This is a genomic window from Ruegeria sp. HKCCD7251 (genome assembly GCF_013031165.1).
Taxonomy (GTDB): Bacteria; Pseudomonadota; Alphaproteobacteria; order Rhodobacterales; family Rhodobacteraceae; genus Ruegeria.
This window is the reverse complement of record NZ_WPZC01000001.1, coordinates 827,504-847,989: the sequence shown is the minus strand read 5'-3', so window position 1 is coordinate 847,989 and position 20,486 is coordinate 827,504. Positions and strand designations below refer to the sequence as shown.

The following is a 20,486-nucleotide window of genomic DNA, read 5'->3' as shown; positions in this document are numbered from 1 at the left end:
CTTATTGCCCATCGGGTTGACCTGAAAGTTGCCAAGGGCCAACTATGTGGCAGAGAAATCGAGCATAGGTGACACAGATGCTGCGGCATTTTAAGGTTCTTTTCCTGACATCGGCTATCGCGTGCAGCTCAACGGCTGTATTCGCGGCCAATGACAACATTCGGGCAAACGACAAAGTATTTCGCGTCCCGAATTCCCCGGTGGCGCTTGCAAAGGGCAAAGCAGGCCATTGCCCTCCGGGGCTTGCGAAGAAAGCCGTGCCGTGTGTGCCGCCCGGGCAAGCGAAAAAATACTACCGAACAGGTGACTACATTGATCGCGACTACCGTTGGATTAATGATCCGTACCGCTATGGCCTGAATCGTGGCGGATCGTATATCCGCGCCGGAGACTACGTTTACCGCGTTGATCCGGAAACGCGAAAGGTTCTGAACCTGATCGGGGCGGTGGCGGACATTCTGTACTGACCGTCGGTTATCACCACCATCACTCTGCCGCGACGCGTGCGCCATCCAGCATCTGTTTCAAATACCGCCCGGTATGGCTGCGCGCGACGTCGGAGACGTCTTCTGGCGTTCCTGTGGCAACGATTTCACCTCCCCCGTCACCGCCTTCGGGGCCAATATCAATGATGTGATCCGCCGTTTTCACGACATCCAAATTATGTTCGATGACGACCACGGTGTTACCCTGCTCGACCAACTCATGAAGCACTTCGAGCAGCTTGCGCACGTCTTCGAAATGCAGGCCCGTCGTCGGTTCGTCCAGAATATAAAGCGTCCGACCGGTTGAGCGTTTCGACAACTCTTTTGACAGTTTTACCCGCTGCGCTTCGCCGCCAGAGAGTGTCGTTGCCTGTTGGCCGACCTTGATATAACCCAGTCCGACGCGGGCCAGCGCATCCATCTTGTCGCGGATCGAGGGCACGGCCTTAAAGAACTCCTGCGCATCTTCTACCGTCATATCAAGGACATCTGCGATGGACTTACCCTTGAATTTGATCTCAAGCGTCTCGCGGTTGTAGCGCGCGCCTTTGCAGGTTTCGCAGGTGACATAGACATCGGGCAGAAAGTGCATCTCAATCTTGATGACGCCATCGCCCTGACAGGCTTCGCACCGGCCACCTTTGACGTTAAAGCTGAAGCGACCGGGTTTATAGCCGCGTGCCTTTGCTTCTGGCAGACCGGCAAACCAATCCCGTATCGGTGTGAACGCCCCAGTATAAGTCGCTGGATTCGAACGCGGAGTTCGGCCAATAGGCCGCTGGTCGATGTCGATAACCTTGTCCAGATGCTCCAACCCTTTGATCGTCTCACAGGGCGCTGGTGTTTGCCGCGCCCCGTTCAGGCGCATCGAGGCCGTTTTGAACAATGTCTCAATTGTCAGGGTGGACTTGCCGCCGCCCGAAACTCCGGTCACACAAACGAACTTGCCTAACGGGAATTCCGCCGTGACATTCTTGAGATTGTTTCCCGTCGCTTTGACAACGGTGACTTTCTTCTTGTTGCCCTTGCGGCGCTTTGCGGGAACCGAGATTTCCCGCGTTCCGGCCAGATACTGCCCCGTCATCGAGGCCGCATCTGCCGCAATTTCAGACGGCGTACCCTGGCTCACGACCTGTCCGCCGTGAACACCGGCGCCGGGGCCGATGTCGAACACATAGTCAGCTTCGCGTATAGCTTCTTCATCATGCTCGACCACAATTACGGTGTTGCCTTGATCCCGAAGGTTTTTCAAAGTTCCGAGCAGCCGATCATTGTCGCGTTGATGCAAGCCAATTGAGGGTTCATCCAAGACATAAAGCACCCCAGTCAGACCCGACCCGATCTGGCTGGCCAAGCGAATGCGCTGACTTTCCCCACCCGAAAGCGTTCCACTTGAACGTGACAACGTAAGATATTCCAATCCAACATTATTCAGAAACCCAAGGCGTTCGCGAATTTCCTTTAGAATGGCCCGCGCGATCTCATTCTTCTGTACGCTCAGGTGATTTGGCGCATCCTCGACCCACGCCAGGGCCTCACGGATCGACATCTGAACCACCTGCCCTACATGCAGACCCGCGATCTTAACCGCCAGAGCTTCGGGCCGCAGACGGTAGCCTTCGCAGGTCCCGCATGGCCGGTTGTTCTGATACCGCTCAAATTCTTCGCGGATCCATGCGCTGTCGGTTTCACGATAGCGGCGCTCCATGTTCGGGATCACACCTTCAAAGCTGCGTGTCACCTGATAGACGCGCCCGCCCTCATCATAGCGGAACTGGATTTCCTCATCGCCCGAGCCCCGCAAAAACACCTGCTGGACGTTCTTGGGCAAGTCTTTCCACGGGGTATTCTTGTCGAACTCATAATGCCGCGCGATGGCTTCGATCGTCTGCAGAAAGTACGGGGATTTCCCTTTGCGCCACGGGGCCAGCGCCCCGTCATACAGCTTGAGCGTTTGGTCCGGCACCACAAGGCGTTCGTCAAAGAACAGTTCAACACCCAGCCCGTCGCAATCCGGACATGCACCGAAAGGCGCGTTGAAGGAAAACAGACGGGGTTCGATCTCGGGGATGGTGAACCCACTGACCGGGCAGGCAAAGTTTTCGCTAAAGGTGATGCGCTCGGGGTCGCCCTCACGCGGAGCAGTTTCCAAGATCGCAATCCCGTCCGCCAAATCCAGCGCAGTGCGCAAGCTGTCTGCAAGCCGCGTTTCCATTCCTTCCCGCACGACAAGGCGGTCAACAACCACGTCAATGTCATGCCGAAACTTCTTATCCAAAGTCGGTGGCTCATCCAGTTCGTAGAACTCTCCGTCCACTTTGACGCGCTGAAAGCCCTGTTTACGAAGTTCAAGGAACTCTTTCTTATATTCGCCTTTCCGGTCTCGTACGATCGGAGCAAGAAGGTATCCGCGTGTGCCCTCCTCCATGGAGATGATACGGTCGACCATATCCTGAACCTGCTGCGCTTCGATTGGTAAGCCCGTTGCGGGGCTGTACGGCGTTCCAGCACGCGCGAACAGAAGGCGCATGTAGTCGTAAATTTCGGTCACCGTCCCCACGGTCGAACGCGGATTCTTGGAGGTCGTCTTCTGCTCGATGGAAATCGCCGGGGAAAGACCGCTGATGTGATCCACATCCGGCTTTTCCATCATGTCTAAAAATTGACGGGCATAGGCAGAAAGGCTTTCCACATAGCGCCGCTGGCCTTCGGCGTAGATGGTGTCGAACGCCAAGGATGACTTGCCCGAACCGGATAGCCCGGTGATCACCACAAGCTGATCCCGAGGGATATCTACATCAATACTTTTGAGGTTATGTTCACGCGCGCCGCGCACCTCGATATTCTTCAGCTCAGCCATATTCGGCTCCCAACACACAAGTGTCCTAGAAATAGGCGAGCCGCACTGAGTCTCCAACAGAAAAATTAGAACAAAGTGTGAACTGTCGGAATATCGCCCATCCCTGCTGACACATACTGACGTACTGCCGATACTCGGCGAATTTCGCTCGGAAAAAAGGCAGGTTTTGAGGAAAAGTGGCGCGGTTGACGGGGCTCGAACCCGCGACCCCCGGCGTGACAGGCCGGTACTCTAACCAACTGAGCTACAACCGCGCACTTATTTTCATGGCCTTTACCCTGGACCAAGGTTGGCAGCGATGGCGCGGTTGACGGGGCTCGAACCCGCGACCCCCGGCGTGACAGGCCGGTACTCTAACCAACTGAGCTACAACCGCCCGCTGCCCGTTCGTTGCTGAACGTTGGGGTGTATTATGGCTAGGCTCGGACATCGTCAAGCGGCGTTTTGAAGATTTTTCCGAATTCCAAAAAATTCTTGGCCCTCAGGTCAGCGCGCCTACCAAGTTTCACAGTAAACATTGACATTTCTCGGCAGCGCGAAGTCCTAAATCAACATTCATCCTATAGGTGTGTCCGACCCGCAACATCGTCACGATTTCAAATCGACTCAGTACACTTTCCAGACCGAGGTGACTAGAGCAGCGCCCACCGGAAGAGTCTCAATCAGACGCTACCGAAAACAAGAAAAAGACGGAGCAGAAGAATGAAAAAATTATTCATTATCAGCACACTATCGGTAACTATTGCCGCAAACCATGCCAACGCAGTCGAAGTGACCGGTGGCTATCTGGATTTAGGTTACAGAACTTTCACAGACAGCGATCTGGGTGATGTATTTAACCTGAACGGATCTGGCGAGCTGGCATTCAATCGTGCATTCAGCGCGCAGTTGGACCTGGGCGGTTACCGCTTTCAGGATTTGGGTGAAAACGCGACAAACTGGACGCTGCACGCAAACTGGCACACCAGCAAGAACGCCTCATTCGGTGCGTTTTATGGGCAGGAAAGCATCGATTCTCTTGATGTGGAATTCTACGGTCTGGAAACTGGCTTCGACGCAGGACCAGCCGAGGTTGAAGGCTATATCGCACGTCAACAGTTGAGCGATTTTTCGGACGTTGACGGCAATATGTTCGGTGTATCGGTTACCGCAGACCTGAACGACAAATGGGAATTCACCGCCAGCTATGATCTGGTGAATGACGTTGTCGGAGTGTTGGATTTTGATCTGTTTGCACTTGGCGCGAATTACGCAGCCAGCGACAACGCCGAGGTCTACGGGATTCTCGGAGTTGCGCATATCTCCTCGCCTGTCGTTTCGGGTAACACGAACGAAGCTTATATCGGTGTCGGGGTCCGGATGAATTTCGGCAACGAACGCGGAACCACATTCGGGCGTCGTGGAGTTTTCGACAAGCTTCCCGGTCTGCCTGGCCTGTAAAGACCAAAGCCCCGGAGATTACCTTCGGGGCTTTTCCTTCCAGGGGATATCAAACGACACACCAAATCTCATTTGGCCCCTCTTGCAGACGTCAATGACTCGCTGTAAGACGCCGCCTTACGGGTGATTAGCTCAGTGGTAGAGCGCTTCGTTCACATCGAAGATGTCAGGAGTTCAAATCTCTTATCACCCACCACCTACCCTTTTTAACATCGCGAACAGACCTTTGGACTTGTCGTCCGGGCAAAAGAAGAAGGGCGAGGTCGAAACCCCGCCCAATCCATTAAGATCAAAGCTTAGTGCGTCGTTGCAGACGCCCCTGAACTATCCTTCGACTTTGCCGCCGCCGCTGCTGCTTCTTCTGCGGCTTCGTCCCATTCGATCGGCTCAGGCTCGCGCACCAGCGCTTGTTTCAGAACTTCGGACACGTGGGTTACGGGAATGATTTCCAGCCCCTCTTTTACATTGTCCGGAATATCCGCCAGATCTTTCTCATTCTCTTCCGGGATCAGGACCGTCTTGATACCACCGCGCAGGGCCGCCAACAGCTTTTCTTTCAGCCCCCCAATCGGCATTGCGTTACCGCGCAGGGACACTTCGCCCGTCATGGCGATGTCTTTGCGCACCGGAATACCGGTCAGCACCGACACGATCGACGTCACCATTGCCAAACCGGCAGAGGGCCCATCCTTGGGCGTCGCGCCGTCCGGCACGTGAACGTGGATATCAAGCGTGTCAAATTTCGGCGGCTTGACCCCGATCTGAGGCGAAATTGAACGAACATAAGACGAAGCGGCGTCGATCGACTCTTTCATCACATCGCCCAACTTACCCGTGGTCTTCATGCGACCTTTGCCCGGCAGTTTCAGCGCCTCGATGTGCAGCAGATCGCCACCAACCGACGTCCACGCCAGACCGGTTACAACACCAACCTGATCGTCCTGTTCGGCCAGACCATAACGGAACTTGGGCACGCCGAGAAAGTCATCCAGATTTTCGGGCGTCACGGTAACCGATTCCGCCTCTTTCTTGATGATCTTGGTCAGCGATTTCCGAGCAACCTTGGCAATTTCACGTTCAAGGTTCCGCACGCCCGCCTCGCGAGTATAGGTGCGGATGATCGACTGCAACGCCTCATCGGTCAGTTCAAATTCCTTGGCCTTTAGACCGTGGTTCTTGACCTGCTTGCTGATCAGGTGCTGCTTGGCGATCTCGGACTTCTCTTCCTCCGTATAGCCAGCCAGCCGAATGATCTCCATCCGGTCCAACAGAGGCCCAGGCATATTGTAGCTGTTCGAGGTGGTTAGGAACATCACGTTGGATAGGTCATATTCGACCTCAAGGTAGTGGTCCATGAACGTGCTGTTCTGTTCCGGGTCCAACACTTCCAGCATCGCCGAAGCCGGGTCGCCACGGAAATCCTGCCCCATCTTGTCGATTTCATCGAGCAAGATCAGCGGGTTCGTGGTTTTTGCCTTCTTCAGCGCCTGAATGATCTTACCGGGCATCGAGCCGATATAGGTCCGGCGGTGACCTCGAATCTCGGATTCGTCGCGCACACCACCCAGCGAGATGCGAATGAACTCGCGCCCCGTGGCTTTGGCAACCGACTTACCAAGCGAGGTCTTACCCACACCCGGAGGGCCAACAAGACACAGGATCGGGCCTTTCAGCTTTTTCGACCGCTGCTGAACCGCTAGATATTCGACGATCCGTTCCTTGACCTTCTCAAGGCCATAGTGATCGGCATCCAGAATATCCTGCGCACGGCCCAAGTCCTTTTTGACGCGGGATTTGGTGCCCCACGGCAGAGACAAGATCCAGTCCAGATAATTCCGCACGACTGTGGCCTCAGCCGACATGGGCGACATGTTCCTGAGCTTCTTCAGCTCGCCTTCGGCCTTTTCGCGCGCCTCTTTCGACAGCTTGGTCTCGGCGATTTTGGCTTCCAGTTCAGCAACTTCGTTGCTGCCGTCCTCACCATCGCCCAGCTCCTTCTGAATGGCCTTCATCTGCTCATTCAGGTAGTACTCGCGCTGGGTCTTCTCCATCTGAGATTTCACGCGGGTCTTGATCTTTTTCTCGACCTGCAGAACCGACATCTCGCCCTGCATCAGACCATAGACCTTCTCAAGCCGTTCACTGACACTGAGGGTTTCCAGCAACTCCTGCTTCTGTTCAACCTCGATGCCCAAATGACCCGACACAAGATCAGCCAGCTTCGCCGGTTCGGCAGTTTCACCTACCGCAGTAAGGGCTTCTTCTGGGATGTTCTTGCGTACTTTCGCGTAACGCTCGAATTCATCGGCAACGGTGCGCAACAACGCTTCGGTTGTGGTCACGTCACCGGGAATTTCGGTCAGGTATTCCGCGCGGGCTTCAAAGAATTCGTCATTCGTCAGGAATTCGTTGATCTGAACACGCGCCTGCCCTTCAACCAGCACTTTTACAGTACCGTCAGGCAGTTTCAGCAGCTGCAGAACATTCGCCAAAACACCTGAGCGATAGATGCCGTCTTCCGAAGGATCATCATCGCTTGGGTCAATCTGGCTGGACAGCAGAATCTGCTTGTCGTCCTGCATCACTTCTTCCAGCGCGCGGACGGATTTTTCCCGACCCACGAACAGCGGCACGATCATGTGTGGGAATACCACAATGTCGCGCAGCGGAAGTACTGGGTACGAGGAATTCAGAGGCTCTTGCATGCTCAATCCTTATCATTGGCAAGACGGCACCGGTCCCTCATCGAGGCAACGCCCGACCGTCTCCTGTTTGGACGATTAAGGTGGGGCTTCAGCGCCCGTTTTCAACCTCACCGTCATTTGTCTCAATCAGAATGACCCGTGGTTTTTCGGACTGCAAGGCGTCGCGCTAATATATCCACGGATTTTACCTCAAGAAGGTGGGTCCGCGTTGTTAAATCGGCTCAATATCGCCTTGCGCGCGCTGCGCGTGGAATTCGGAATGCCACGCCTGAAAGGTTCCCGCCGCGATAGCGTCACGCATTCCCTGCATGATTTCCTGAAAATAATGCAGGTTATGCCAGGTCAAAAGCATTCCCGAAATCATCTCATTCGACCGGAACACGTGGTGCAGATATGCGCGGGAATAGTTGGAACAGGCCGGGCACGCGCAATTCTCGTCCAATGGGCGTGGATCATCGGCGTGGCGCGCATTCTTAATGTTTACAACGCCATAGCGCGTGAACACCTGCCCCGTGCGCCCGGACCGAGATGGAAGGACGCAGTCCATCATATCAATTCCGCGTGCAACGGCCCCAACGATATCGTCGGGCTTTCCGACACCCATAAGATACCGAGGCTTATCTGCCGGCAGCATATCGGGGGCGAAATCTAGCACGTCGAACATGGCCTCTTGGCCTTCCCCAACGGCCAATCCGCCGACCGCGTAACCTTCGAACCCGATTTCTTTCAACGCGTCGGCCGATTCCTCGCGAAAGTCCTGTTCCAGCCCCCCTTGCTGGATACCGAACAATGCATGACCGGGACGGTCACCAAAAGCCTCGCGCGACCGCTCGGCCCAACGCATCGACAGGCGCATGGACTCGGCTATCCGATCGCGGTCAGCAGGCAGCGCCGGACATTCGTCGAAACACATGACGATGTCAGACCCCAGCAGACGCTGGATTTCCATCGACCTTTCTGGCGTCAGTTCATGTTTTGACCCGTCGATATGAGATTTGAAGGTCACGCCCTTTTCGGTCAGCTTACGGAGGCCCGCCAACGACATGACCTGAAACCCACCCGAATCCGTCAGAATGGGACGTTCCCAGTTCATGAACTTGTGCAGGCCACCCAGCCGATCAATACGCTCGGCAGTTGGGCGAAGCATCAGGTGATAGGTATTGCCCAGCAATATATCCGCACCGGTCGCACGCACGCTTTCCGGCATCATCGCCTTAACGGTGGCCGCAGTACCAACAGGCATAAAAGCGGGTGTACGTACGTCGCCACGCGGCGTGTTTATGACGCCCGTTCTGGCCTTGCCATCGGTGGCCTTTAGCTCGAAAGAAAACCGCTCGGTCATTGGATCGCTCTTTGGGTCGCTGAACCGGGCAGCATTTGCCTGATCTGAGGCTGTATTGCAACCCGTCGGCAAGTCGATGCGCTAAGCCCGGTTTTTATGGATCGCACAAAACCCGGAGAATAAACGCCAACCGTGGGGTCGCCTTCGTACATTTACCTCAACCGTACCCAACCTTTTCAGGATGCAAAGCAGCCACATTCCCAAAAATCCGGTACACGGCGTTAAGGTCAAAGATATGCAATTATGCGCATTCCCTTCATACCTGAGTTGAAATTGTGCGATTCAATCCCCAAATGTATACCATCGTACACAATAATAGAGGACAGATATGACCGAAGACCAAATTTTTGGACTGCTTTCATCAAATATAATCTACTTACTTGCGGCGGTTCTGGTTGTCGTCGTTATTTTCAAAGGCATTAAAATCGTACCTCAATCCGAAAAATACGTGGTTGAACGGTTTGGCCGACTGCATTCGGTCCTTGGCCCCGGTATCAATTTTATCGTTCCGTTTCTGGATGTTGCGCGCCACAAGATATCCATTCTGGAACGCCAACTTCCCAATGCAACGCAAGACGCGATCACCAAGGACAACGTGCTGGTGCAAATTGACACCTCGGTGTTCTATCGCATTCTGGAACCGGAAAAGACGGTTTACCGTATCCGCGACGTAGACGGTGCGATTGCCACCACCGTGGCGGGGATCGTGCGAGCCGAGATCGGTAAAATGGATCTAGACGAGGTGCAATCAAACCGTGCCCAACTGATCACCCGCATTCAGGAAAGCGTTGAAACCGCGGTGGATGATTGGGGAATCGAAGTGACCCGGGCCGAGATTCTGGATGTGAACCTGGATCAGGCAACCCGCGACGCGATGTTGCAGCAATTGAACGCAGAACGTGCGCGCCGTGCGCAGGTTACCGAGGCCGAAGGTCAGAAACGCTCGGTCGAGCTTCAGGCGGACGCAGAACTTTACGCGGCCGAACAGACTGCTAAGGCGCGCCGTATTCAGGCCGAGGCCGAAGCTTATGCCACCGGCGTTGTTGCCAAGGCCATTCAGGACAATGGCATCGAAGCCGCCCAGTACCAGGTCGCGTTGAAACAAGTTGAAGCCCTGAATGCGCTGGGGAACGGAACCGGTTCGCAAACGATTGTTGTGCCCGCCAACGCACTTGAAGCATTCGGCGATGCGTTCAAAATGCTGAAAGGAGCAAAGTGATGGCCGACCCGTTCTGGCTGACATGGTGGATCTGGCTTGCCGGGGCTTTAGCCCTCGGCATCCTAGAGATCGTCTTGCCCGGGTTCATCTTTCTTGGCTTTGCGATCGGTGCCGCAATTACGGGTATCTTGCTGGTAATTCCCGGCTTCGCCCCGTCGCTGTCGATTTTGCTGCTGATCTTTGCGGTGTTGTCATTGGTTTCCTGGCTTGTGTTGCGGCGCATGTATTCGTTGCCCCATGGACAGGTGAAAACCTTCAACCACGACATCAACGAAAAATAGCGCTGGCGCCCTTTTTGGCGCCACACCCCCACTGGACGCTGCCAGTGGCTTTCCCTATATAAATTCTCAGGAAACAGACCCGAGGCAAAAATGACTCATCCGAGTGAACAGTTTGAAGGAACCCCGCTGATCGCGCCTTCAACCATTGAGCACCCCCTGTATGACGCAGTGGTCGAAGCTTGCCGGACGGTCTATGACCCTGAAATCCCTGTAAATATTTACGATTTGGGCCTGATCTATACGATCGACATTACCAGCGATAACGCAGTCAAGGTCATCATGACACTGACGGCTCCGGGTTGCCCTGTTGCCGGTGAAATGCCCGGCTGGATCGTTGAGGCTATTGAGCCCGTCGCTGGCGTCAAAGAGGTCGACGTCGAACTGACGTGGGAGCCGCCCTGGGGCATGGAAATGATGTCCGACGAGGCGCGGCTTGAACTGGGCTTCATGTAAACCCAGTGATTACAATGGCCTAAGTTGAATAGGGCAACCAGGCCGATATCCCGCCGATCACTGAATGTTGCAAGTGGTCTTTATCTCGTCGGCGCGCTGGTCCAACTGTTTGACGTAATCGCCTGACAACATTGTAAGTCTTTTCTTTTCGGTTCCGGTGACCAGCCCCAGCAACGCGCCTGCGGGGGTGATCGCAATCGCGCTCTCAACTTGCTGATCCTGCGCATGTTTCTTTTCTGCGGAAATTGCGCGAAGATCACCTTCGGCGGTTGCGCAGTTTACAGGGTGACGAGCTGCCTCATCCGCCATCGACATGCCCGAAACGGCTAGAATTGCTGCGGTTGCGGATAAAACAAACAATCCGCGCTGCGTCTTCTTAAATCGACTGTTCATAAGATTGTGCCCTCTGAATTCTCTGCTCAAACACGGCTCAGGCTAAAACCATCATGTTGCCAAAAGCAAATGAATACAGGCCCATTTCGCAAACTTGACTCGAAAAGTTAGGTAAGCAGGGCTGCTATGACTTGAGACTGCGTCGAGTCAGCATTAAATTGAAACCAACCTGTGAAAACGGAGATCAACATGTTCGGCATTCCCGGCAAAAACGCCGTGACGATGACGCCTAAAGCTGCTGCGCAGATTGCCCGCCTGATGGATACTGGCGGACATGCCGGTTTGCGTATTGGCGTAAAGAAAGGCGGTTGTGCCGGCATGGAATACACGATGGACTATGTCGACGAAGCCGATGTCAATGATGAGGTCGTTGAACAGGGCGGTGCGCGGGTCATGATCGCGCCGATGGCGCAGATGTTCCTATTCGGAACCGAGATTGACTATGAAGTGTCGCTGTTGGAATCCGGTTTCAAGTTCCGCAACCCCAACGTTGTCGATGCCTGCGGTTGCGGTGAATCCATTAAGTTCGACGAAACCCTGTCAACACAGCGTTAAGACGCCGTCTTTAGGTGGATGTATGTTTCATTGAACCGACGGGTGAGGTGTTCTCCGGCGGAAATCATCTGATCTGAGTCAGGTGGAGCGACATTTGTGTCGTAGGACGGGTTGAAAAACAGCGGAATTGAAAGCCGCTCTTCCGCGCCTCCGACAACCCTGTGCATCGTCGCTTTAACCTGCCCTTCGGTCCAGAACTCCAACATTTCCCCGAAATTGATAATAAAGGTGCCTGGATCAGCACGCACCTCGGCCCAATTACCATCTGGTAATTGCGCCTCAAGACCCGGCGTACCATCTGTGGCCAATAGGGTCAGACAGCCATAGTCCGTATGTGCGCCGATACCGAAATCCTGCGCGCCAGCCCACGCGGGGCGTTGTGGGTAGAAATTGCCCCTCAGCAAAGCCAAGGGTGTCTCAAAAGCCGTATCAAAGCTGTGCGCGTCCCGGCCCAAAGCAGCAGCAATAGCGCGCAAGATACGCAGCGCAACAGCACAGGCATCGTCATAGTAATCTTGGATCGTGTCCCGAAACCCTGACGGCGATTGGGGCCACAGGTTCGGGGCATAGACGCTCAACCCCCGGTTTGCATAGGGATCGCCAGCCGCCAGTTCATAGCCGCAATCAAACACCTCTTTGAAATCAGGGTTTGCGCTGGGGTCAACCTGCTCGGATCTGGATGCACCCCAGCCCCGGTTTGCGCCGGTCGTAGCCATGTCAACGCGCCTTTTCTCAGCTTCCGGCAGATGAAAGAACGCGCGGTATTCCGACAGCACCCTCTCGACGCGGGCATTGTCCAAACCCGTGTTGGACACACACAGAAAGCCGACATCCCTGACAGCGCGCTGCAGCCGGGCCAACTCGACCTTGTTACGGGTATCCAGTTTTTTCAGATCCAGAGTGACGATCATATCTGCCTCATTCTTTTGCGGAATTTCTGTCGATTTCGCCGCTGGTCTGCAACCAGAATTGTCACGCCCTGCCCCGGGTGTTATCCGAGGGTCAAACAACAGATCATGTGGGAGTACGTAAGATGCGGCGCAAGCTGGCGGCAGGTAATTGGAAAATGAACGGAACGTCATCTGCTTTGGGGGAGTTGACGTCGCTCGCAAATACGTACCCCGCCCCGTCGGTTGAAGTTCTGATTTGTCCGCCTGCCACATTGCTCCATAGGGCTGCCGAAACGGTGCATTCCACCGATATCGAAGTTGGAGGGCAGGATTGCCACGCCAACGGGTCTGGCGCGCATACAGGTGATATCAGCGCCGAGATGTTGGTGGATGCGGGGGCCACGGCCGTTATCCTGGGTCATTCCGAACGGCGCGAAGATCATGATGAGCAAAACGAAGACGTCCGCGCCAAGGCTCGCGCTGCCATGGACGCAGGTCTAAAGGCAATTATCTGCGTTGGCGAAAGCCTTGAACAGCGCGAGGCGGCCAATACGCTGGATATCATCGGTGGACAGATGTCGGGGTCGATTCCTGATCTATCCACCGGCGAGAACCTGATCGTCGCATATGAACCCATCTGGGCCATTGGCACCGGCAAGGTGCCGACCTTGGACGAAATTGGTGAGGTTCACGACTTTATCCGCGCCTGTCTGGAACGGCGATTTGGCGAGGGCGTGGGCCGCTCGGTCCGGCTGCTGTATGGTGGGTCGGTCAAGCCGGGTAATGCCGCTGAAATTTTTGCCGTGTCCAATGTGGACGGGGCTTTGGTCGGCGGAGCCAGCCTCAAGGCACAAGATTTCGCCGGTATCATCGACGCGCTCCAAAACGCCTGAGCGTCAGGCCAGCTTCATCATCACCAGACCAGCCACGATCAAGGCCGCTGCAACAAGGCGCGGGGCTGTAAGAGCCTCGCCCAGAAACATTACCCCGACCATAAAAGCGCCAACCGCACCGATCCCGGTCCAGATTGTGTAGGCCGTTCCCAGTGGCAGGTCGCGCATCGCCAGCGCCAACAGGCCAAACGATCCGATCATTGAAACACCCATCAGGGCCGTAGGCCAAAGCCGCGTAAATCCTGCCGATTGCTTCATCGCAACCGCCCAGACGATTTCCAGCAGACCGGCAAATAACAGAAAAACCCAAGGCATTGAGGCACCTCATGTCCGTTCGAGTCGTCCCGAATGATTGACCATAATGGTGAGGTCGTCCTCTGCCCTCAAGATGGGGATGGCGGAAGTGTCATCAAGAGGGGTAGAAAAGAAAAAGCCGGACCGATGAGACCCGGCTTTTGTGCCGCTTCGGCTAGTTCGTTATGATCTCTGGCCCCATGAAGGTGTTGGGCAAGAAGGTCGATATCCATGGGATATATGTGACCATGATTAGGAAGACGAACAGAACCGCCAGGAAGGGCAGCGCCGCCTTCACGACGCTCATCATAGGCATTCCGGCAACGCCCGAGGTCACGAACAGGTTCAGCCCGACCGGAGGTGTGATCATCCCGATCTCCATGTTGACCACCATGATGATGCCCAGATGGATCGGGTCGATGCCCAGCTCGATGGCAATCGGAAACACCAAGGGTGCAACGATGACCAGCAAGCCCGAGGGCTCCATGAACTGACCGCCGATCAGCAGGATCACGTTTACCACGATCAGGAAGGTCACCGGACCCAGACCAGCCGAAAGCATCGCGCTGGCGATATGTTGCGGTACCTGCTCGTCCGTCAGCACATGTTTCAGGATCAGCGCGTTGGCGATCACGAACAGCAGCGTGACGGTCAACTTCCCAGCCTCAAACAGCGTGTGCTTGGTGTCGGGGTGGATGAACGCCGTGATCAATGCATAGGGCTTTTTGATCAGCGGCAGGTTGGGTTGCCCTTCTTCCGTACTCAGGGGGCCCATGTCCTTGTAGACAAAGCTGGCGATCAGGAACGCATAGACGGCGGCCACGGCTGCGGCCTCGGTCGGGGTGAAGATACCGCCGTAGATACCACCCAGAATAATAACGATCAGGAACAGGCCCCACCCGGCCTCACGGGCCGAGGCAAAGATCTCGCTCCACCCTTTCCAGTCGCCCTTAGGCAGGTTTTTGACCTTGGCCATCACGTAGATGGTAATCATCAGCATCAGACCGGCCATCAGGCCCGGAATAACCCCGGCAAGGAACATGCGCCCGACCGAAACCTCGACCGCAGCTGCATAGACCACCATCACGATGGAGGGCGGGATCAGGATGCCCAGCGTACCGGCGTTACAGATCACACCGGCGGCGAACTCTTTGGAATAGCCAACCTGACGCATACCTGCGATCACGATCGAACCGATGGCTACCACAGTCGCCGGGGACGACCCCGACAAAGCGGCAAACAACATACAGGCAAACACACCCGCAATCGCCAACCCGCCTGGCAGATGCCCCACACAGGCAATCGAGAACCGGATGATCCGACGCGCCACCCCGCCCGTCGTCATGAAGGACGACGCGAGGATAAAGAACGGGATCGCCAGCAGAGTAAAATGCCCCTCGAATGCCTCAAACAGCGTGCCCGCGACCGAGGCCAGAGAGCTATCGGAATAGATCAGCAGGAACAGTGTCGAGCTGAGGCCAAGCGCCACTGCAATCGGAACACCGATCAGCAGCAGGCCGATGACCATTGAGAATAGAAGAACGACGTCCATTAGTTATGCTCTCCTTGCTGAGCGCGGACTTCTTCAATCTCGTCCTCGACTTCGTGGCTGGCGACAAGGCGGTCGGTTTCGCCGCGCCAGATTTGTACAGCGACCTGCGAAAACCGGATTACCAGCAGCAGCATGGAAACCGGCAAAACCAGATACGGGATGACTTTCGGGATCTTCTCGTAGCCCTCGCCATAGTTGATCAGATCTTCCAGAAAGCGCAGCGGTGCGACCATTGGAATGTCGTCGACTTCATAAAAGCTCTGGCTGCGTGCGCCGGTGTCGAACCCGGTCGGGAACCAACGCCCCGAGGTGGGCGGCAAGTCCGCGAACACAGCCCAATAATCGTATGACCCCTTGAGCAACAGCAGCGAGAACACCAGACAACAGGCCACCGAAATCAGCGCCAGAATGCGACGCGGCGCAGGGGCCAGCATGTTCAGGATCGCATCGACGCCCAGATGTGCGTGCTTTTTGACCGCATAGGACGCGCCCATCAGAACCAGCCAGCCGAACATGAACACTGTCAGCTCAAGCGCCCACAGAATATTGGAATTGAAAGCAAACCGCGCGATCACATTGGCAAAGGTCACAGCCGTCATCAGGCCAAGCAACACCGCGATCAGGGTTTCCTCGATATGGTCGATCAGCCCGCCTTGGCCGGGATTCGCACCAGACATCTTTCTGTCCCCACATTTTCTTGTGATGAGAAATATTGGGGCGGGCACATTATGGCCCGCCCGGGCGACGCGTCGATAACTCCCCAGTCCCCCGACGCGTTGCCTGAACCGGGATTAGAACCCGGCGTTGATCGCCTGAGCGGCGTCGATCTTGTCCTGACCCACGTCATCAGCGAATTTGTCCCAGACGGGCTTCATCGCATCGACCCAGGCCTGACGCTGTTCAGGGTTCAGGTCACGGATGATACCACCCGCGTCGGTGATCGAAGCTTTGGCCGCTTCGTTCACAGCAAAGGCTTCTTTGTTCCGGGTTTCTGTCACTTCGTCCAGAATGGTCAGGAACTGTTCACGCACTTCCGGTTCGAGACTGTCCAGCCAATCAACCGAGGTCACGACCAGATAGTCGATGATGCCGTGGTTGGTTTCGGTGATGCCGTCCTGCACCTCGAAGAACTTTTTGCCGTAGATGTTAGACCAGGTGTTTTCCTGCCCGTCCACAACGCCCTGTTGTAGCGCGCCGTAGACTTCCGAGAACGCCATTTTCTGCGGGCTGCCACCGATGGCTTCCATCTGCGCCACCAGAACATCCGAGGACTGAACGCGGAACTTCAGACCATCCGCATCCGTCGGATCGACCAGAGGTTTGTTGGCCGACATTTGCTTCATGCCATTGTGCCAGAACGCCAACCCTTGCAGGCCGCGGCGCTGCATGCTGTCTTTCATGGCCTGACCGTCTGCCGATGCCTGGAATGCATCGACCGCGTCGATGTTCTTAAACATGAACGGCAGGTCAAACAGGCGGAACTGCTTGGTGAATTTCTCGAATTTTGACAGCGACGGAGCGGCCAGTTGCACGTCGCCCTGCAGCATCGCTTCCAGCACTTTGTCGTCATTGTAGAGGGTCGAGTTTGGGAACACCTCCATGCACATCACGCCGTTCATCTCATCATTGACGCGCTGTTCCAGCAGCGAGGCCGCAATACCCTTGGGGTGTTTGTCCGTGTTTGTCACATGGGCGAATTTCACTACGATTTCGCCGTCATCGCAGGCCGCCATACCAGCAGTTGCAGTTACGGTCAGCGCAACAGCGGTTGCAGCCGTTGTTAGGAATTTCATCAGTCTCTTCCTCCCAGACTTCATAGATGCATTCAAAGGACGCATGGGCTGCGTCGCATGCCGGGAGTGAACCGAATCGTCCCTTACGCCTCAACTTTTTGTTCGATTCCAGGTTCCAAAACTTATTTTTGTTTATTTTCAGATACCTGTTGGACATTCCCAACCAACTCTGCGTCAAGGGAATTAGGCCAGTGCGAAATTCCGCACAGGTTTGAACCACTTTGTGCGAAATTCCGCACGATTGACGATTCGTTTACCGAGAATCACCCGGAATCGACCGCAGTTCGCCTGGGCGAACTGCCACCCCCAACGCCTTTAACTGCATGACAATGCAGAAAAAGGGGGCGGGAGGGCATGCTACCTGCGATAGTCTTCTGGGCGAATCTGATATCGGGCAAGCTTGTCATAGAAAGTTTTCCTAGGAAGTTTCAGTGCCTTTGCTGCGTCTGCCGCCTTGCCGTTGTGGCGACCCAATGCCGCTATCAGCAATGACCTTTCCACCTGCGCCATCTGCTCATTCAGACCCAAATCCGCTGCCCGGGACACCTCTTCGGGCATACCAAGGACAAAGCGCATCGCAGCCGACATCAAAGACCGAGAGTTACCCGGCCAATCACTGGCCATAAGCGATGCCAAATGCTCTGAGGTCACTTCTGGGGCCGCAATCCCCGTCTGCTCGGCCGCCTGCCCCACATAGTGCCTGAAAATTACCGGTATATCCTCACGACGTTCAGCCAGAGAGGGAATGCGAACCCGCATTACGTCCAACCGATAGAAAAGATCGGCGTTAAACTGTCCCTTGGCTGACAAACTGGCCAAGTCGGTCGTCGTTCCTGCCAGAATCCTTGCCTCGACGCCCTGCTCCAGCATCTCAAGGGCTGCATATTGCGTTGCCTCGGGCATTGTCCCAATCTCATCTAGAAACAAGGAGCCGCCCGCAGCATCTTCACATGCCCGCACCAAATCCTCACGCGAAAGCCCGGAAACCTGTCGTTTGACAAAAGCACCCTGTGCCTGCGGTGACATCATATGAATGACCTCGGCGACCTTGGCGATACCACTGCCCGCCGGCCCCGTTACAAGGACCTCGGCTTTGGTCGGGGCAACGGTTCGGGTGCGGTTTCGTAGTTCTTCCGCTTGGGGAGAATGCCCAAACAGCAATCGGGCCGCCGGATCGCCGCGCTCAAGCTCTCGCTTAAGCGCCCGTTGTTCCAGGATCTGCGATCGCGCGTCCGTCGCCCGCCCAATAACCTCGAGCAACTCGGCGGCGGCACAGGGCTTTTCCAGAAAATCAAAAGCCCCCTTCCCCATCGCCTGAACAGCCATCGGGATGTCGCCTTCTCCGGTCAACAGAATGACCGGCAACTCGGGATCGACCTCGTGCGCGTAGGTGAGCAGATGAAATCCATCCCGACCGGGCATACGGATATCCGAAACAATTACCCCCTGAAAATCGGTCCGAATGTGATCCTTGGCCGCAACGAATGACCCGGCTGTCACAGGCGCATAATCAGCCAGTTCAAGCGTTTGCGCCAGTGCCTCGCGAACGGCGGCATCGTCATCGACCAGTAATACCTTTCGGGTCATATCGCTTCTTTTTCCCTGAAATGTTCAAGTTCAACTGTGAACTCTGCGCCCCTTTCAGTGTTGGAACCACGAATATTTCCGCCAAAACTCTGGATCAGACCATAAGAAATCGAAAGCCCCAGCCCCATGCCTTCCGAAGACCCAACCGTCTTTGTCGTGTAAAACGGCTCGAACAGTTTTTCCGAGTTTTCTATGCCCGGACCAATATCCCGAACAGTAACAGACAATTTGGACCCCGATCCGATGTGAATACGAATTTGGACCAACCTTTCATCCTGATGGCTCATGGCATCAGCGGCGTTATTGATGAGGTTTACAAAGACCTGAACCAGCCGCACCTCACCGCCCCACGCATAAACTGGTTCCGCAGGTGAGGCCCAATCCATTTGCACCTGTTCCGACCTTAGCCGGGCTTGGGTCAACTCCACCGCAGTATCAATGACCTGTACCAAATTGACCTTGCCCATCGGTTCGCTTTCATTTCGGGAAAAGGCACGCAAGTTCTTGATGATCCGCGCCATGCGCGCCGCCATCTCGGAGATACGAGTCAGGTTTTCCGCTGCCCTTTCTTCGCGCCCTCGTGTCAGGAACGCGGTGCCGTTGTCCGCAAATTGTTGGATGGCCATCAATGGTTGGTTCAACTCGTGACTGATACCGGCTGACATCTGACCCAGCGCATTCAACTTACCCGCTTGAATAAGGTCCTCTTGGGCGTGCTTCAAGGCTGTCTCAGCCTCCTGCCTCTCGCGCACTTCACGGCGAAGTGCCGTATTCGCAGCCGTGAGAGCGTGGGTTCTCTGCGCGACCCGGCTTTCCAAAACTGCATTGGCTTGCGCAAGGGTACGCCTCCGCTCGGTCGCGAGGAACAGCAAGGCACCGAACGCAAGGCAGATCGCGGCAACAGTTGCCGCCTGAAGACTGGCAAGACGTTGGGCTGGCGCAATGTCCATGACAACTTCGCCCGTCATGCCGATCACCGGCAAATCACGGCTCAGATGCAACGCCCGCGCGGGAAGGTATGGCCCCCATCCCAAATCCCAAACCTCAAAAGGACCAACCTGATCTGCGGCAAACGATAAGGTCTGACCGTCCGGCGGCGTAAGGCCGGGTTGACCTTTCTCGCGCTTCCAGAACAACAGTTCAGTCCTGTTGCTGATGAAGACGACCCCGTTGCGATCTACGAAAAACACAGCTTCGGTGCTGCCGCGCCATTCCTGTTCGATGTCCTCAACATCGGCAATCACCACCAGCGCGCCGGATACCTGACCGCTTGGGGAAAAATCCGGGGCCGCATAGGAAAAGAACCGGTCGCCCTGACTTGTCAAAACACCGTGCTCGCTTCCGAGGGCGCCTTGCATCGCACGTTCGAAGGCCGGATGCCCGGAAACGCTGCCGCCAACCACGTCATGGGCAGCGGCCAGTACCCGGCCCGTTGGATCGGCGTAGATCACGTCGACAGCCGCTGTTTTGTCGGCGACCTCCAGCAACAGAGCGCGCGCCTGCGCCGGGGTATCCGCCCCCTGAAGGTTTCTCAGGTCCGGGTGACCGGCCATAAGAACAGCCAATTCCTGATATACTTGCAGTTGGGTGCTTAAGCGGTCGGCTGCCAGTTCCAAATCCGCCTGGGCTTTTTCGCTGAGTTGTGACAACGCCTGCCGGAAACCATAGGACCACACCCCGGCCGCCAACAGCGCGACAGCAAACAAGAATCCCAGTACGACCCAAACCCTTTGCATGTCATAGG

At 55.6% G+C, this 20,486-nt stretch carries 18 protein-coding genes and 3 tRNA genes; 8 read left to right on the top strand and 13 right to left on the bottom strand.

Going from position 1 to position 20,486, the window contains the following annotated elements:
- Window positions 1-77 precede the first annotated feature (77 nt).
- Entirely contained in the window at window positions 78-467 is a 390-nt protein-coding gene (locus GOX75_RS20305) for a hypothetical protein (RefSeq protein WP_254428760.1), read from the top strand.
- Between the two features lie 19 nt (window positions 468-486).
- Here the strand turns inward: GOX75_RS20305 and uvrA are convergent, their stop codons facing one another.
- The 3 genes from uvrA to GOX75_RS04125 form a co-directional block, all read right to left on the bottom strand.
- A complete protein-coding gene (gene uvrA / locus GOX75_RS04135; protein ID WP_171121322.1) occupies window positions 487-3,345 on the bottom strand; it encodes an excinuclease ABC subunit UvrA in 2,859 nt (952 codons plus the stop codon).
- A gap of 177 nt (window positions 3,346-3,522) precedes the next feature.
- Window positions 3,523-3,599 (bottom strand) — tRNA-Asp (locus GOX75_RS04130).
- Between the two features lie 45 nt (window positions 3,600-3,644).
- Window positions 3,645-3,721: transfer RNA gene (locus tag GOX75_RS04125), tRNA-Asp, on the bottom strand.
- 326 nt (window positions 3,722-4,047) lie between these two features.
- Here GOX75_RS04125 and GOX75_RS04120 point away from each other — a divergent pair.
- Both GOX75_RS04120 and GOX75_RS04115 read left to right on the top strand, forming a co-directional pair.
- Entirely contained in the window at window positions 4,048-4,785 is a 738-nt protein-coding gene (locus GOX75_RS04120; RefSeq protein WP_171121321.1) for a porin, read from the top strand.
- A gap of 121 nt (window positions 4,786-4,906) precedes the next feature.
- Window positions 4,907-4,981, top strand: a tRNA-Val gene (locus tag GOX75_RS04115).
- 100 nt (window positions 4,982-5,081) lie between these two features.
- Here the strand turns inward: GOX75_RS04115 and lon are convergent.
- Both lon and tgt read right to left on the bottom strand, forming a co-directional pair.
- The gene (lon, locus tag GOX75_RS04110; protein ID WP_171121320.1) at window positions 5,082-7,490 is read right to left on the bottom strand and encodes an endopeptidase La; all 2,409 of its coding nucleotides are present in this window, start codon (window positions 7,488-7,490) and stop codon (window positions 5,082-5,084) included.
- 211 nt (window positions 7,491-7,701) lie between these two features.
- Window positions 7,702-8,832 (bottom strand): tRNA guanosine(34) transglycosylase Tgt, encoded by a 1,131-nt coding sequence (tgt, locus tag GOX75_RS04105; RefSeq protein ID WP_171121319.1) that lies wholly within the window; start codon window positions 8,830-8,832, stop codon window positions 7,702-7,704.
- 328 nt (window positions 8,833-9,160) lie between these two features.
- Here tgt and GOX75_RS04100 point away from each other — a divergent pair, with 328 nt between their 5' ends.
- From GOX75_RS04100 to GOX75_RS04090, 3 genes are all read left to right on the top strand, one after another.
- Entirely contained in the window at window positions 9,161-10,051 is an 891-nt protein-coding gene (locus GOX75_RS04100) for an SPFH domain-containing protein (RefSeq protein WP_171121318.1), read from the top strand.
- Window positions 10,051-10,332 (top strand): NfeD family protein, encoded by a 282-nt coding sequence (locus GOX75_RS04095; protein WP_171121317.1) that lies wholly within the window; start codon window positions 10,051-10,053, stop codon window positions 10,330-10,332. The genes GOX75_RS04100 and GOX75_RS04095 overlap by 1 nt, the downstream gene beginning before the upstream one ends.
- A gap of 90 nt (window positions 10,333-10,422) precedes the next feature.
- Window positions 10,423-10,785 carry an SUF system Fe-S cluster assembly protein gene (locus tag GOX75_RS04090; RefSeq protein WP_171121316.1) on the top strand — a complete coding sequence of 121 codons (363 nt, stop codon included), beginning with the start codon at window positions 10,423-10,425 and terminating at the stop codon, window positions 10,783-10,785.
- Between the two features lie 57 nt (window positions 10,786-10,842).
- Here GOX75_RS04090 and GOX75_RS04085 read toward each other — a convergent pair whose 3' ends face one another.
- Entirely contained in the window at window positions 10,843-11,178 is a 336-nt protein-coding gene (locus GOX75_RS04085; protein WP_254428759.1) for a hypothetical protein, read from the bottom strand.
- Window positions 11,179-11,367: 189 nt separating this feature from the next.
- Here GOX75_RS04085 and GOX75_RS04080 point away from each other — a divergent pair, with 189 nt between their 5' ends.
- Complete coding sequence (locus GOX75_RS04080) at window positions 11,368-11,733, top strand: iron-sulfur cluster assembly accessory protein (RefSeq protein ID WP_171121315.1); 366 nt, start codon at window positions 11,368-11,370, stop codon at window positions 11,731-11,733.
- On the opposite strand, the gene GOX75_RS04075 is transcribed toward GOX75_RS04080, so the two are convergent.
- Entirely contained in the window at window positions 11,730-12,644 is a 915-nt protein-coding gene (locus tag GOX75_RS04075; protein ID WP_171121314.1) for an isopenicillin N synthase family oxygenase, read from the bottom strand. The genes GOX75_RS04080 and GOX75_RS04075 overlap by 4 nt on opposite strands.
- A gap of 122 nt (window positions 12,645-12,766) precedes the next feature.
- Here GOX75_RS04075 and tpiA point away from each other — a divergent pair, with 122 nt between their 5' ends.
- Entirely contained in the window at window positions 12,767-13,516 is a 750-nt protein-coding gene (gene tpiA, locus GOX75_RS04070; protein WP_171121313.1) for a triose-phosphate isomerase, read from the top strand.
- A 3-nt stretch (window positions 13,517-13,519) separates the two neighbouring features.
- On the opposite strand, the gene GOX75_RS04065 is transcribed toward tpiA, so the two are convergent.
- The 6 genes from GOX75_RS04065 to GOX75_RS04040 form a co-directional block, all read right to left on the bottom strand.
- On the bottom strand, window positions 13,520-13,831 hold the full coding sequence (locus GOX75_RS04065; protein WP_171121312.1) for a multidrug efflux SMR transporter: 312 nt from the start codon (window positions 13,829-13,831) through the stop codon (window positions 13,520-13,522).
- A 154-nt stretch (window positions 13,832-13,985) separates the two neighbouring features.
- Window positions 13,986-15,362: a TRAP transporter large permease gene (locus GOX75_RS04060; protein ID WP_171121311.1), complete on the bottom strand. Its 1,377-nt coding sequence runs from the start codon at window positions 15,360-15,362 to the stop codon at window positions 13,986-13,988.
- Window positions 15,362-16,039: a TRAP transporter small permease gene (locus GOX75_RS04055; RefSeq protein WP_171121310.1), complete on the bottom strand. Its 678-nt coding sequence runs from the start codon at window positions 16,037-16,039 to the stop codon at window positions 15,362-15,364. Before GOX75_RS04055 ends, GOX75_RS04060 begins: the two co-directional genes overlap by 1 nt.
- A 114-nt stretch (window positions 16,040-16,153) precedes the next feature.
- The gene (locus GOX75_RS04050) at window positions 16,154-17,155 is read right to left on the bottom strand and encodes a DctP family TRAP transporter solute-binding subunit (RefSeq protein ID WP_305849916.1); all 1,002 of its coding nucleotides are present in this window, start codon (window positions 17,153-17,155) and stop codon (window positions 16,154-16,156) included.
- Between the two features lie 357 nt (window positions 17,156-17,512).
- On the bottom strand, window positions 17,513-18,742 hold the full coding sequence (locus GOX75_RS04045) for a sigma-54 dependent transcriptional regulator (protein ID WP_171121309.1): 1,230 nt from the start codon (window positions 18,740-18,742) through the stop codon (window positions 17,513-17,515).
- Window positions 18,739-20,478 (bottom strand): ATP-binding protein, encoded by a 1,740-nt coding sequence (locus tag GOX75_RS04040; protein WP_171121308.1) that lies wholly within the window; start codon window positions 20,476-20,478, stop codon window positions 18,739-18,741. Before GOX75_RS04040 ends, GOX75_RS04045 begins: the two co-directional genes overlap by 4 nt.
- Window positions 20,479-20,486: the final 8 nt, after the last annotated feature.